The 14,622-nt window shown below is 61.8% G+C and carries 12 protein-coding genes; 9 read left to right on the plus strand and 3 right to left on the minus strand.

All coding sequences use genetic code 11. The features are described from left to right. Window positions 1–20: 20 nt before the first annotated feature. Entirely contained in the window at window positions 21–2,687 is a 2,667-nt protein-coding gene (glnD, locus tag ACW73L_RS14670) for a [protein-PII] uridylyltransferase (protein ID WP_498923036.1), read from the minus strand. Beyond that, complete coding sequence (map, locus tag ACW73L_RS14675) at window positions 2,659–3,456, minus strand: type I methionyl aminopeptidase (RefSeq protein ID WP_498923038.1); 798 nt, start codon at window positions 3,454–3,456, stop codon at window positions 2,659–2,661. Before map ends, glnD begins: the two co-directional genes overlap by 29 nt. Before the next feature lie 228 nt (window positions 3,457–3,684). Between map and rpsB the strand changes: the two genes are divergently transcribed. The 9 genes from rpsB (at window position 3,685) to ACW73L_RS14720 (ending at window position 11,963) form a co-directional block, all read left to right on the plus strand. Further along, on the plus strand, window positions 3,685–4,473 hold the full coding sequence (gene rpsB / locus ACW73L_RS14680) for a 30S ribosomal protein S2 (RefSeq protein ID WP_498923039.1): 789 nt from the start codon (window positions 3,685–3,687) through the stop codon (window positions 4,471–4,473). Window positions 4,474–4,601: 128 nt separating this feature from the next. Continuing rightward, complete coding sequence (tsf, locus tag ACW73L_RS14685) at window positions 4,602–5,483, plus strand: translation elongation factor Ts (protein WP_498923040.1); 882 nt, start codon at window positions 4,602–4,604, stop codon at window positions 5,481–5,483. Window positions 5,484–5,576: 93 nt separating this feature from the next. Beyond that, on the plus strand, window positions 5,577–6,311 hold the full coding sequence (gene pyrH, locus ACW73L_RS14690; protein ID WP_498923041.1) for a UMP kinase: 735 nt from the start codon (window positions 5,577–5,579) through the stop codon (window positions 6,309–6,311). Between the two features lie 5 nt (window positions 6,312–6,316). After that, complete coding sequence (gene frr, locus ACW73L_RS14695; RefSeq protein WP_498923043.1) at window positions 6,317–6,874, plus strand: ribosome recycling factor; 558 nt, start codon at window positions 6,317–6,319, stop codon at window positions 6,872–6,874. Window positions 6,875–7,019: 145 nt separating this feature from the next. Beyond that, entirely contained in the window at window positions 7,020–7,793 is a 774-nt protein-coding gene (gene uppS, locus ACW73L_RS14700) for a polyprenyl diphosphate synthase (protein WP_498923045.1), read from the plus strand. A 23-nt stretch (window positions 7,794–7,816) separates the two neighbouring features. Beyond that, a complete protein-coding gene (locus ACW73L_RS14705) occupies window positions 7,817–8,632 on the plus strand; it encodes a phosphatidate cytidylyltransferase (RefSeq protein ID WP_498923046.1) in 816 nt (271 codons plus the stop codon). Further along, entirely contained in the window at window positions 8,629–9,816 is a 1,188-nt protein-coding gene (gene ispC, locus ACW73L_RS14710) for a 1-deoxy-D-xylulose-5-phosphate reductoisomerase (protein WP_498923047.1), read from the plus strand. Before ACW73L_RS14705 ends, ispC begins: the two co-directional genes overlap by 4 nt. Before the next feature lie 4 nt (window positions 9,817–9,820). Beyond that, on the plus strand, window positions 9,821–11,185 hold the full coding sequence (gene rseP / locus ACW73L_RS14715; protein WP_498923049.1) for an RIP metalloprotease RseP: 1,365 nt from the start codon (window positions 9,821–9,823) through the stop codon (window positions 11,183–11,185). A gap of 52 nt (window positions 11,186–11,237) precedes the next feature. Then, window positions 11,238–11,963, plus strand: coding sequence for a DsbC family protein (locus ACW73L_RS14720; protein ID WP_498923051.1), 726 nt, complete (start codon window positions 11,238–11,240; stop codon window positions 11,961–11,963). A gap of 61 nt (window positions 11,964–12,024) precedes the next feature. Here ACW73L_RS14720 and mutS read toward each other — a convergent pair whose 3' ends face one another. Next, window positions 12,025–14,607: a DNA mismatch repair protein MutS gene (mutS, locus tag ACW73L_RS14725; RefSeq protein ID WP_498923053.1), complete on the minus strand. Its 2,583-nt coding sequence runs from the start codon at window positions 14,605–14,607 to the stop codon at window positions 12,025–12,027. Between the last annotated feature and the right edge of the window lie 15 nt (window positions 14,608–14,622).

Below are 14,622 nucleotides of genomic sequence, written 5' to 3' on the forward strand. Positions count from 1 at the left end.
TCCGTCCGGCAAGATCGGCGTCAGTTGCTGCCGACCATTTCGGTAATGGCCGTTTTCAGCGCCTCCCGGAGTTGGGCGGCGTGCAACGGACGGTTGTGCAGGTCGGTGATGTAGAAGATGTCCTCGGCATAGCTGCCGATGGTGGAAATCTTCGCGTTGTGCAGGCGGATGCCGAAGCGATTGAAGGCTTGCCCGACCTTGGACAGGAGGCCGGGACGGTCTGTCGCAACGAGTTCGATGATGGTGTACCGGCCTTCCGGGGCCTCCTTGAATTCGATGCGTGTCGGGACCTGAAAATGCTTGGTGTGACGCGGTTCCATGCGTTCGACCTTGAGCGGCGCCGCCCCCGGGTTTAGCAGGCAGCTTCGCAACTTCCGGCAGATGTCGATTTGCCGCATCTGGTCGCGGATCGGGCGTTCGCTCTGTTCGAGCACGTGGTAGCTGTTCAGCACGAACCCGTTGCGCGTCGTGATGATCTTGGCGTCGAAGATCGTCAGCCCCAGCTGGTCCAGGACCGCGGTGCTGTGAGCGAAGATATAGTCCTGATTCCGCGCATAGACGAAGATTTCGGGGCTGCCGCGCTGACTCATCGGCCGCAGCAGGACCAGCGGCAGATCGCTGTCGTTGCAGGAAGCGATGGCGATGGTGTGCCATGCGATCTCGTCCGGCAGGTAGCGGATGAAGTATTCGTCGCCGAGATCGTTCCAGATGCGATCGACGGCTTCGCGTGGCATTCCATGCGTGTCGAGCAGATGGAGCGTCTCGGTCTTTATTGCGGCGATCTGTTCGGTGCGTTCCAGCGGGTTGTCGAGGCCTCGCCGCAAGGCCCAGCGCGTCGCGGCGTACAGGTCTCGCAGCAGTGCATCGCGCCAGCTGTTCCAGAGCGTCGGATTGGTGGCGCGGATGTCCGCGACGGTCAGCAGAAACAGATAGTTCAGCCGGTTCTGATCTTCGACCTGCTCGGCAAACTCATGGATGATCTTCGGATCGCTGATGTCCTTGCGCTGGGCAGTCAGCGACATCAGCAGGTGATTGCGCACCAGCCAGGTGACCAGCGCCGTGTCGCGACGATGAACGCCGTGGCGTCTGCAGAAATCCTCGGCGATGTTCTCGCCGGCCACCGAATGATCATGCCCGCTGCCCTTGGCGATATCGTGCATCAGGCCAGCGATGTAGAGCAGCTCGGGCTTGTCGATCAGTTCGAAGATTTCGTTGCACAGCGGATGATCGGGTCGGAACTTCTCGACGGAGAAACGGCGCAGGTTACGGATGACGAACAGGGTGTGCTCGTCGACCGTATAGACATGGAACAGATCGTACTGCATCCGACCGACTACCCGCCCGAAAGCCGGCAGGTATGCAGCCATGACGCCATAACGGTTCATCCTGCGCAGCTGATGTGTAATGCCGCGCGGCTGCCGGAGGATGCTCATGAAGAGGGCACAGGCGCGTGGATCGTTCCTGAAACCCTCGTCGATCAGATGCAGGTTTTGCCGGATGAGCCGGATGCTGGAGGCCCTCACCCCGTGCAGTGCGCTGTTCTGCTGAAGGACGAGGAAGATCTGCAGCAGCGCCAGCGGCTCTTCGTTGAAGATGTCCGGATGGACGGCTTCGATGTAGTTGTTGACGGCCTGAAAATACCGATTGATCGGTAGGATAAGGAAGTCTTCGGCGCCGTGCAGTACCGCTTCCTTGAATAGTTGCAGCAGCATCTCGTTGAGCCGCTCGATGCCCATGACGGTCCGGAAATAATCCTGCATGAACCGCTCGACACGTTCGTTGACGTCGTTCCCCTCGTAACCGAGCTGATTGGCCAGATCCTTCTGATGATCGAATAGCAGCCGATCCTCGCACTTACCGGTCAGTGCATGCAATCCGAAGCGAACACGCCACAGAAATTCCTGCGAGGTGACCAGTTCGGTGTACTCGTTTTCCGTCAGCCAGCCATGGACGATCAGATCGCGGAGATTCTGGGAATTGTAGTGTCGCTTGATGATCCAGCCGATCATCTGTATGTCGCGCAAGCCGCCGGGGCCTTCCTTGACGTTCGGCTCGAGGTTGTATGCGGTGTCGTGAAACTTGGCGTAACGTCCGCGTTGCTCGGCCAGTTTGGCTTCGAAGTAGTGTCGGGAGGCCCAGACGCGGTCGGGGCCGATCTGCGTCCACAGTGCCGCATACAGGTCGGCGTTGCCGTAGAGCAGGCGCGATTCCATCAGGTTGGTGATGTCGGCCTGATCCTTGCCCGCCTGATCGATGCACTCGTCGAGGGTCCGCACCGAAAGTCCGGGCTTCAGCCCTATGTCCCAGAGGAAGTTGCTGAAACTCCCCAGGTCGCTCTGGTAAATGACATGATGGAGACATTCGACGCCGGGTGTGTGCGTCGCGCAGTCGAGAAGCACGATCAGATCGATGTCGGAGCGCAGGCTCAGTTCGCCGCGGCCGTAACCGCCGCCCGCGACCAGGGCCAGGCGGTAGGCGTGAGCACCGAGGAAGTGCTGCCAGAGTTCGATCAGCAGCGCGTCGATGAACGCCGCTCGGGCTCGCAGGAGATCGCCGACGAGATCGCCGCTGTGAAAACGCGCAACGAGACCGGACTCGAATTGTTCGATGCGGGCGCGATAGGCCCGGATGTCGAGAGGCGCCTCGACGAACGCCGCTTCAGGCGCCAACGGCCTGGGGATGGCCATAGTTGGACATTTCCTCTTGGCGAAGGGTCAGGATCTCGTACCCGGTTTCCGTCACCAGAACCGTATGTTCCCACTGCGCCGACAGGCTGTGATCCTTGGTCACTGCAGTCCAGCCATCCGGCAGGATCTTCACGTGGCGTTTGCCCTGATTGATCATGGGTTCGATGGTAAAAACCATGCCCGGTTTCAGCTCCAGTGTCGCTCCGGCCTCATAATAGTGCAGGACTTGTGGATCCTCATGGAATTCACGCCCGATGCCGTGTCCGCAAAACTCGCGTACAACGGAGTAGCCATGGGCTTCCGCATGCTCCTGGATTGCCTTGCCGATGTCGCGGAGTAGCGCTCCGGGGCGGACCGTATCGATGCCGCGGTACATTGCTTCCTGGGTGACTGCGACCAGGCGGCGCGCGCGGGTCGTCGGCTCACCGATGAAGAACATCTTGCTGGTGTCCCCGTGGTAGCCGTCCTTGATGACCGTGATGTCGATGTTGACGATGTCGCCGGACTTCAGCTTCTTCGGGCCCGGTATGCCATGACACACCTGGTGGTTGACCGAAGTGCAAATGGACTTGGGAAAGCCGCGGTAGTTCAGCGGCGCAGGTATGGCGCGGAGCTTGCCCACGATGTACTCGTGGCAGATGCGATCCAGTTCATCGGTACTGACCCCGGGACGGACATTGTCGCCAATCATTTCCAGGACTTCCGCGGCCTGCCGGCAGGCGACGCGCATCTTTTCGATTTCCTCTGGGGACTTGATGGAGATGGTCATGCTTGGCAACGGATCAGGGGGAGGGCAGGGGTGCAGCGTTGTCGGGTCCCTGCAGGTATGGTATAAAGCGCGACTTTAATAAGCAACACACACGGTCCGTCACGGGTGGCTGGGTGCCGGAGCACGCTCCGGTGGCCGCTTGGGGATCGTGGAGGCGTAACCCGAATGCCGGCTGATCGTCTGCCGCGAGGCACGCGACCGGTTGGCCCTTTATCTTTGGAGAAATTAATGTCGAATGTGACGATGCGTCAGATGTTGGAAGCCGGTGTGCATTTCGGCCATCAGACGCGTTACTGGAATCCGCGGATGGCGCCCTTCATTTTTGGAGCGCGCAGCAACATCCACATCATCAACCTCGAACAGACGCTGCCCCTTTTCAACGAGGCGATGCGGTATCTGGAACAGGTCTCCGCCAATCGCGGGAAGATTCTATTTGTCGGCACGAAGCGCACGACCCGCAAGGTGATCGAAGACGAGGCGCGCCGTTGCGGTATGCCCTATGTCAACTCGCGCTGGCTGGGCGGCATGCTGACGAACTTCAAGACGATCAAGCAGTCGATCGCCCGAATGAAGGAACTCTCCGCCATCCGCGACGATGGCCGCCTGTCGCGCTTCAACAAGAAGGAAGGTCTCGGCATGATGCGCGAGCTCGAGAAGCTCGAGAGCAACCTCGGCGGGATCCGCGACATGGATCGCCTCCCCGACGTGATGTTCATCATGGACGTCGGCTACGAGAAGAATGCCGTTTCGGAGGCCAAGAAACTCGGGATCCCGGTCGTCGGCATCGTCGACACCAATAACAGCCCGGTCGGTATCGATTACGTGATTCCCGGTAACGATGATTCCATTCGCGCCGTGCTGCTCTACGCGCAGAGTGCTGCGACGGCGATCCTGCAAGGCAAGGCAAGCGGACTGGACATGGCCGCCGGCGCCGAAGACGAGTTCATCGAGATGGACTCCACGGGCACGGACACAGTAGTAGCCGAAGCCGACTACGCCGGCAGTGAAATGCTCTGATAGACCAGCCCGCGAGCGCCGTTAGCGATTCTCCGAGTCGGCGGCGCTCCTGCCACAGGCCTCCAGACGGGGGCTTTTTTTTGATGCGCGGGCCTGCGCGTCCAGCTTTTAAACAGAGGTTTTGATTGATGACGATTACCGCGACCATGGTGAAGGAGCTGCGTGAACGAACCGGTTCCGGAATGATGGAATGCAAGAAAGCCCTGGCCGAGACGCAGGGTGATTTGGAAGCGGCGGTGGAGTTGATGCGCAAGGCCGGTCTGGCCAAGGCGGACAAGAAATCCGGGCGCACCGCAGCTGAAGGTACGATCTCGATTCAGGTATCCGACGACGCCCATCGCGCGGCTATCGTCGAAGTGAACTGTGAAACCGATTTCGTGGGCAAGGGTGAGGACTTCCTCGCCTTCTGCGACGCCGTGGCCCGGACCGTGCTGGCCTCCGACGCAGCCTCTCCGGAGGCCTTGGCCGAACAGACCTTGGCCGGCGGCCAAGCAACGGTCGAGCAGGTGCGTCGCGAGTTGATCGCGAAGATCGGCGAGAACATCTCGGTACGTCGTTTTGCGCGCTTCGACTCCGCTAACGGTCTCGTTGCTGCCTACCGCCATGGCAGCCGCATCGGTGTCCTGGTGGAGTTCACCGGCGATGCCACCGTCGGCAAAGACGTGGCGATGCACGTAGCTGCCAGTAAGCCGGTATGCGTTGACGACACCGGCGTTCCGGCCGACGTGATCGCCAAGGAGCGCGAGATTTTTGCCGCACAGGCCGAAGCCAGCGGTAAGCCGGCCAACATCGTGGAAAAGATGGTCGACGGCCGGATCAAGAAATTCCTCGGAGAAGTCACGCTGCTCGGGCAGCCCTTCGTCAAGGATCCCGAGCAGACCGTCGCTCAATTGCTCAAGGCAAAGGGCAGCGAGGTCATGCGCTTCGTTCGCTTCGAAGTGGGCGAGGGCATCGAAAAGGTCGAATCGAACTTCGCCGAAGAGGTGATGGCACAGGTGCGCGGCAGCTGAGCTGACGGCGCGCAGTCCCGATGATTATTGGATGTCGCCGGCGTTTTCGAGCCGGTCGACGGGTCACATGGCCGCGAACACTGTGAGGCATTGATGAGCAACCCCCCGGTATACCGACGGATTTTGCTTAAACTCAGCGGCGAGGCCCTGATGGGCAGCCAGTCCTCGGGCATTGACGCCAGCGTGCTCCAGCGTCTGGCGGTCGAGATCGATGAGATCTGCAAGATCGGGGTCCAGGTTGGCTTGGTCATAGGCGGTGGCAACATCGTTCGCGGCGCCACGAAGGCAGCGGAAGGCCTGGATCGTGTGACCAGCGACCACATGGGCATGCTGGCGACGGTAATCAACGCGTTGGCGATGCAGGATGCCCTCGAGCAGGTGGGTCGCCCGACGCGCGTGATGTCGGCCCTGAAGATCAATCAGGTCTGTGAGGACTACATACGGCGCCGAGCCGTGCGCCATCTGGAGAAGGGGCGCGCCGTGATCTTCGCCGCGGGCACCGGAAATCCTTTCTTCACAACCGACTCGGCAGCAAGTTTGCGTGCGATCGAAGTCGATGCCGATCTTCTGATCAAGGCGACCAAGGTCGACGGGGTCTATTCCGCGGATCCGAAGAAGGACCCGAATGCAAGGTTCTATTCACGTATGACCTTCGACCAGGCGCTCGACCAGCGTCTGGACGTCATGGATGCGACGGCCCTGGTGCTGTGCCGAGACCATGCGATGCAGTTGCGCGTGATGAACATCTTCGAGGCTGGAGCGATCATGCGGCTGGTTCAGGGCGAGGACATCGGTACGCTGCTTCAGAACGGGAATCCGGAGGCTTAAGGTATATGGTCGAGGATATCGCGAAACGCACACGGGAGCGGATGCAGAAGAGCATCGAGTCCCTGAAGCATGAACTCGCAAAGATTCGCACCGGTCGGGCCCATCCCAGCTTGCTGGAACATGTGAAGGTCGACTACTACGGTAGCGAGGTTCCGATCAGTCAGGTGGCCAATGTGGCGATCGAGGATTCGCGCACCCTGACCGTGACCCCCTGGGAGAAGACCATGGTGCAGGCGGTCGACAAAGCCATTCGTGCTTCCGATCTGGGTCTGAATCCGGCAACGACGGGTCTCGTCATTCGGGTGCCGATGCCGCCACTGACCGAACAGCGCCGCAAGGAACTGATCAAGGTCGTTCGCCACGAAGGCGAGGGCGGCAAAGTAGCAATCAGAAACATTCGTCGCGATGCGAACGCCGAAATCAAGGCGGCACTCAAGGAAAAGCAGATATCAGAAGATCAGGAGCGCCGCGTCGAGGAGCAGATTCAGAAACTGACCGATCAGTCGATCAAGGAAATCGACATCTTGTTGGACGAGAAAGAAGCCGACTTGATGGCTATCTGACGCGGGCGCAAGCGCGCATCCGTCGGCCGGCACAAGCCCTGTCGTAGGTGCCGGCGCACATCCAGCGAATTCTCGGCACTCGCCCGAGTTCACGATTGCCCGGGTTGAGAGTGAAGTTTTGGTAGTTTCTACAACAGCCGCCCTGATGGAAGCCGAACCAAGAGCGTTTCCAGATCGCCGAATGCCCCGGCACGTGGCCATCATCATGGATGGCAACGGGCGCTGGGCGCAACAACGGTATCTGCCGCGTACCGCCGGCCATCGCGCTGGCGTGACCGCCGTGCGGAAGGTGGTGGAGCATTGCGTCGAGAAGGGGGTCGAGGCGCTGACGCTGTTCGCGTTCAGCAGCGAAAACTGGCGCCGCCCGCAGGAAGAGGTCTCGGTCTTGATGGACCTGTTTCTGTCCACGTTAGGACGCGAAACCGAGAAGCTGCACGAGAACCGTGTGCGGTTGCGGATCATCGGCGACCGCAGCGCCTTTTCGCCACAGTTGCAGGAAAAGATTGCTGCGTCCGAGGCGCTGACGGCGGGTAATTCCGGCATGAGCCTGATCGTCGCCGCCAATTACGGCGGACGTTGGGACATCCTGAACGCGATGCGTACCTTGGCGGCACAGATAGCGGCAGGTTCCCTGCGCGCGGAGGATCTGACCGAGGACTTGCTCTCCCGTCACGTTTCGCTGGCGGATCTCCCCGAACCGGACCTTTTCATCCGTACCGGGGGCGACCAGCGCATCAGCAATTTCATGCTGTGGCAACTCGCCTATACGGAATTGTTCTTCACTGCCACCCTGTGGCCGGACTTCGACGAGCAGTTGCTCGATCAGGCCTTTGCTGACTTCGCCCGGCGGCAGCGCCGTTTCGGCTACACCGGCGAGCAGGTCGAAGCCCTGTCATCCGGCCACGGCGACATCAGTTAGCTCGCAATAAGGAAAACCTTGCCATGTTGAAAATCCGCCTGATCACGGCCGCGGTGTTGGCGCCGTTGATCGTCCTGGCCATTTTGCAGTTGCCGCCCCTGTGGTTCGCCTTTTTGTGGGGTGTGGTCCTTGCCGTCGCGGCCTGGGAATGGTCGGGTCTGGCGGGTCTGGCCGGGGTGCCGGCCCGGCTGATTTTTATCGGAGCGCTGATTGCCTGCCAGGTCTCCGGCAAATACTGGGCCAATTACGCGATTGATTGGCTGCCGTGGGTTGTCGCTGCATGGTGGTTCGTCGTCGGCATGGCCCTGCGCATGGCTCCAGACCGCCTGCTGGCCTGGCGCTACCCGACTGCCGTGAAGCTGGTGATCGGCTGGTTCGTACTGCTGACGGCCTGGATATTGATGCTATGGCTCCGGGTCAATTTCGGGGTCAAGCAGGTCTTGTTCCTGGTGTTGTTGATCTGGCTGGCCGACGCCGCCGCCTATTTCGCGGGGAAGCGGTTCGGGCGCACGAAACTCGTGCCGCAGATCAGCCCCGGCAAGACCGTCGAAGGGGTTTATGGAGCGCTGCTGATTTCAGCGCTGTACGCTGCCGGCGTGGGGATCTATTTCGACTTCAAGCCCATTGTCATCTCGGACTTCGTGGTGCTATCCCTGGTGACGGTGATCATTTCGATCGCGGGGGACCTTTTCGAGAGCTTGTTGAAACGCCAGCGCGGGGTCAAGGACAGTGGCGCGCTGTTTCCTGGGCATGGCGGGGTGCTGGACCGCGTGGACAGTCTGGTTGCAGCCGTGTCGATCTTCTACCTGGGTTCCTATCTGCGGGAGATCTTCCTGTGAAACGGCTTTGCGTCCTCGGCTCCACCGGATCGATCGGCGTCAATACACTCGATGTCGCTGCTCGGCATCCGGACGAACTCCGTGTCGTCGCCCTGACGGCAAACCGCAACATCGAGCGTCTGGCTGAGCAATGCGCCGCCCACCGCCCGACCTATGCGGTGGTCGTCGATCCGGAACAGCGGCAGCCGTTGCGCGAACAGTTGGAAGCCCGGAGCGTGCGCGGCGTCGAGATCCTGGCGGGCGCATCGGGATTGGAACACGTCGCCTCCCTGCCGGAGGTGGATACCGTGATGGCGGCGATCGTCGGTGCCGCAGGTTTGCTGCCGACCCTGGCCGCCGCCCAGAAGGGCAAGCGTGTACTGTTGGCAAACAAGGAAGCCCTGGTGATGTCCGGACCGCTGTTCATGGCGGCCATCCGGCTTTCGGGCGCCGAGTTGTTGCCGATCGACAGCGAACACAACGCGATCTTTCAGTGCATGCCCGCCAGTTATCGCGCCGGCACCCGGGCCCGCGAGGTCCGGAAGATCATGCTGACCGCGTCGGGTGGGCCATTTCTGAAGGCGCCGCTGGAGACTCTCGCGCACATGACGCCGGAGCAGGCGGTGGCGCATCCGAACTGGGTAATGGGCCGCAAGATCTCGGTCGATTCGGCGACGATGATGAACAAGGGCCTGGAGGTGATCGAAGCCTGCCTGTTGTTCGATCTCTCGCCTGACGAGGTTACGGTCGTCGTCCATCCTCAGAGCGTCATTCACTCGATGGTGGACTATGTCGATGGTTCCGTGCTGGCTCAGATGGGCAACCCGGATATGCGTATCCCGATCGCTCACGCGATGGGTTGGCCTGACCGCGTGGAATCGGGGGCCGAACCTTTGGATCTGTTCAAGGTCGGACGTTTAGAGTTCGTGGAATTGGATACGCAGCGTTTCCCCTGCCTGCCGCTGGCCTATCAGGCGGTCAGGGCCGGCGGAACTGCCCCTGCCATCCTGAATGCCGCCAACGAGATGGCGGTGGCGAGCTTCCTGGAAGGCCGCATCCGCTTCACGGCGATTGCCGAGACGATCCGGCATTGCCTGGACGTGCTCCCGGCCTCGGCCGTTGGCAGCCTCGACGACGTGCTGGACGCCGACCGCACCACCCGTCACACCGCCAGCCTTTATCTGGAGAAAGCCTCGACCGCTTGATGCCATGCCTTCCATGATTCACACCCTCCTGTCCTTTGTCGCTGCGCTGACGGTTCTGATCGCCGTACACGAATTTGGTCACTTCTGGGTTGCGCGACGCTTGGGTGTGAAGGTTCTGCGCTTTTCGATCGGCTTCGGACGCGCGATCTGGAGGCGCCAGAACGGGCCTGAGGCGACTGAATTCGTGGTTTCGGCGGTGCCGCTGGGTGGCTACGTGCGGATGGTGGACGAGCGTGAGGGCCCGGTAGCACCTGAGGATTTGCCCCGAGCTTTCAACCGCCAGCCTCTGGCGAGTCGCGCAGCCATTGTGATTGCGGGCCCATTGGCGAACTTTCTGCTGGCGATCGCGCTGTACTGGGTCGTGTTCATGGTCGGTGAGCCGGGCGTGAGGCCCGTCTTGGGCGAGGTGACCCCGGGCACTCTGGCAGCTGAATCCGGTTTCGTCAGTGGCGATGAGATTCTGGCAGTCGATGACGAGCCGACGCCGACGTGGGGCGAAGCCATGGGGCAGTTGGTCGAGAAGGTCATGGATGCGGAGCAGGTCGACGTTACCGTACGCACGGCGGCCGGCGAGACCCGCCAGCTGGGCCTGCGTGTCCCGGCCGAAGTCGCGCGATCTCCGGATCAACTCTACGACCGGCTTGGCTTGACGCCGTGGCAGCCCGACCTCGACCCTGTCGTCGAAAGGGTCGAGCCTGGCAGCCGCGCCGAGGCGGCGGGGCTACAGTCCGGCGATCGGGTGATCCGTGCTGACGAGGTTCCGGTCGCAACGTGGCAGGAGTGGGTCAGGATCGTGCGAGCGCGTCCCGAAACCGTCATTCACCTGATCGTTCGCCGCGGTTCCGACGAGATACCCTTGCAGATCACACCGGCCCGCGTGGAAACGGCGGGCGGGGTCGTCAGCGGGCGTATCGGCGCCTCGGCGCGGATTCCTGCGGAAATCGAAGAGGAGATGCAGGTCACCTATCGCCTGGATCTCATCCCCGCGCTGGTTGCGGCCACTGTGAAGACCGCGGATTACTCCTTCCTGACGCTGAAGATGATCGGCCGTATGCTCATCGGCAAGGCGGCGCTGGAGAACCTAAGCGGGCCACTCAGCATCGCCCAATACGCCGGCGCGTCGGCACGGCTGGGTCTGGCGCAGTTCCTGAAGTTCCTCGCAGCGATCAGCGTGAGTCTGGGCGTGTTGAACCTGTTGCCGATCCCAATCCTGGACGGTGGCCACCTGACGTTGTACGCCATCGAGTGGGTCAAGGGTCGCCCATTGTCCGAGCAGACCGTCATGTTGTGTCAGCAGGTCGGACTGTTCATTCTGATCTCATTGATGAGTCTTGCATTCTATTTGGATCTCGAACGTCTGCTGAGTTAGGTTTCGGCGGCGCTCACACCATGCTGCCTACCCTGCCATTTTCGGAATTTCTATGAAACAGTTTCTCTCGCTTGCTTTAGTGGCCTTTGCCGTGGTTCTTGCAGGCCCGAACGTGGCACTCGCCGATGAAAAGGCCATACGCGATGCGTTGCAGAGAGCCTTGCCCGGTATGGAACCGGATTCGATACAGCCCACCAAGTTGAAAGGGCTCTACGAGGTTCTCTACGGCCCCAAGCTGTTTTATGTATCGGAAGACGGCGCCTATCTTATCCAGGGCTCCCTGGTGGACGTGAATTCGCGGCAGGACTTGACCGAGCCGCGCTTGGCACAGGCTCGCGTGGGCGCGTTGAACAAGGTCGGCACGGCCAACATGATCGTCTTCAAGCCCCAGAAGACCAAGCATGTCGCATACGTTTTCACCGATATCGACTGCGGTTACTGCCGCAAGCTCCATTCCGAGATCAAACAGTATCTCGACGCCGGTATCGAAGTTCGCTACCTGTTCTACCCGAGGGCGGGCGAAGGCTCCGATTCCTACAACAAGGCCGTCAGCGTCTGGTGCGCCGACAACCGAACCCAGGCGCTGACACAGGCCAAGAAGGGGGAGGCCCTGCCGGAGAAGAACTGCGACAACCCGGTGACCAAACACATGGCGCTGGGGACCGCGATGGGCGCGTCCGGAACGCCGATGATCGTGACCGAAAAAGGCAGTGTGCTCCCCGGTTACGTACCCGCGGCCCAGCTGCTGCAGTTGTTGGGCGACGAAAAGAAGGGTTGATCACCCGGAGCCCCGGTCACCGCGTGCCGCGGCGCTTAGCCTTACGGCACGGCCCCGTCGATCAGTCCGTCAATTCCTTGAGCTGATATAGGACCTCCAGCGCCTCGCGCGGCGTCATCGCGTCCGGGTCCAGTGACTTCACGCGTTCGGCCAGGCGATCATTGCGGCCATCGACGAACAGATCCATCTGTCGTGGTCCATCGTCGGTCATGGACTGCTCACAGGCCTGGCGCTCCAGGCGGCGAAGCACCGACCGCGCTTCGTCGATGACGCGCCGCGGCACGCCGGCGAGCGCGGCGACCTGTAATCCATAGCTCTGGCTAGCCGGACCCTCCTTGACTTGATGCAGGAAGACGATGCGGTCGCCATGTTCGAGCGCGTCGAGGTGCACATTGCGGATCGCATCGCTCTGCTCCGGCAGGGTCGTCAGCTCGAAGTAATGCGTAGCGAATAGGGTGAGGCTCTTCGTTTCGCGCGCCAGGGTTAGCGCGACGGACCAGGCAAGGGACAACCCGTCGAAGGTGCTCGTGCCACGGCCGACTTCATCCATCAGGACGAGGCTGTGTTCCGTCGCATTGTGCAGGATTTGCGCCGTCTCGGTCATCTCGACCATGAAGGTCGAGCGTCCCGTGGCGAGATCGTCCGCTGCCCCGATGCGGGTGAAGATGCGGTCGATGGTGCCGATCTCGGCTCTTTCTGCGGGTACGAAGCTGCCGATGTGGGCCAGCAGGCTGATCAGTGCGGCCTGACGCATGTAGGTCGATTTGCCCCCCATGTTCGGACCCGTGATGATCAGCATCCGGCGTTCTCCGTTCAGATGCAGGTCGTTGGGTGTGAAAGGAAGTTGCAGGGTTCGCTCGACGACCGGGTGTCGACCATCCACGATGTGGAGCCTGCTACCCGGCACCAGGGTGGGGCGCTGATAGTTCAGAGCGACTGCGCGATCCGCGAGGGTTCCGATGACGTCCAGCTCCGCCAGTGCATCGGCACAGCGCTGCAACGTGGCCACATGTTCGCTGAGCGACCCCAACAAGGCCTCGTACAGCGCCCGTTCACAGGCCAGTGCGCGTTCGCGTGCGCCGAGGACCTGCGTTTCGAACGCGCGCAGCTCGGGAGTCGTGAAACGCTCGGCGTTCTTCAAGGTCTGGCGCCGCTGGAAGTGATCCGGGGCGCGCTCGGCCTGCGCGCGGGACAGCTCGATGTAGAACCCGTGCACCCGGTTGAAGTTGATCCGCAGTGAACCGATGCCCGACCGTTCCCGTTCGCGGGTTTCCAAGTCGACCAGCATGCCGTCGGCGTTCTCGCTCAGGTTACGCAAGCCGTCCAGTTCCGCGTCGTAGCCCGGTGCCATGACTCCGCCATCCCGGATCAGAACCGGGGGCTCGGCGATGATCGCCCGCTCCAGGAGGCTGCACACCTCGGCGTGGTCGCCGACGCGCTCGTAGAGATCGGCGAGCAGCGGGCTGGGTTCCAGCAGTGCCAACGCCTGACGCAACTGGGGCAGTGACTGTAGCGTTTGACGCAGAAGCGCGAGATCCCGCGGTCGGGCCGACAGCAGGGCGATGCGTGCAGCGATGCGTTCGATATCCGCGACGGAGCGCAGGTGTTCTCTCAGGGCGTCGAGCGCTTCCGAACGAAGTAGCGTATCGATCGCGTCGTAGCGTGCCTCGAGACGGTCGCGCGCCCGCAGCGGCCGCTGCAGCCAGCGCCGGAGCATCCGGCTACCCATCGCCGTCACCGTATGGTCGAGTACGCCGAGCAGGGTTAGGTCGGCCCGTCCCGAGGGATGCGTATCGAGTTCCAGATTTCGGCGCGTTGCCGCATCGAGCACGATCATGTCCTCGCTGGACTCCACGCGCAGTCCTCGCAGATGGGTCAGCGCCGAGCGCTGTGTCTCCTGCAAATACTGGAGCAGCGCACCGGCGGCGCCGATGGCGGCCGGCATGCCCTCGCAGCCGAAGGCGCACAGATCGCGGGTGGCGAATTGCCGGAGCAGCAACTGCTCGCCACTGGCGGGTTCGAAATGCCACGGGGCGCGCGGCGTCAGCGCAAGTTCTGCCGCGAGCGATTGCGCGATCTCGGAATGTTCGGCGACGAGTATCTCGGCGGGACGGAGACGTTCCAACTCGGCCGCCAGGGCCTCGGAGGACTGCAGTTCCTGCACGGTGAAGCGGCCCGCCGTCAGCTCGAGGGTCGCCAGTCCGATGCGATCGCCGCTGCTGCAGTTGATCGCGGCGAGCAGGTTGTCCTTGCGTTCATCCAGCAGCGACTCGTCGGTAACGGTGCCGGGCGTCAGGATCCGCACGACCTTGCGCTCCATCGGGCCCTTGCCGCGCAGTGATTCGCCCACTTGCTCGCTGATCGCGACTGACTTTCCGGCCTTGAGGAGTCGCGCCAGATAGGTTTCCGCCGCATGATACGGGATACCGGCCATCGGTACGCGTTGACCTCCGGATTCGCCACGGGAGGTCAGCGTGATGTCCAGCAGCGCGGCGACACAGCGGGCATCGTCGAAGAAGAGCTCGTAGAAGTCGCCCATCCGATAGAACAGCAGGGTGTTCGGGAAATCGGCCTTGAGCCCGAGATACTGCTGCATCATCGGCGTATGCGCCGGCATCGCGGCAGGGGACGAGGAGGTGGACATCGGAGGCTGGGATAC

The sequence above is a fragment of the Methylolobus aquaticus genome (assembly GCF_054172105.1).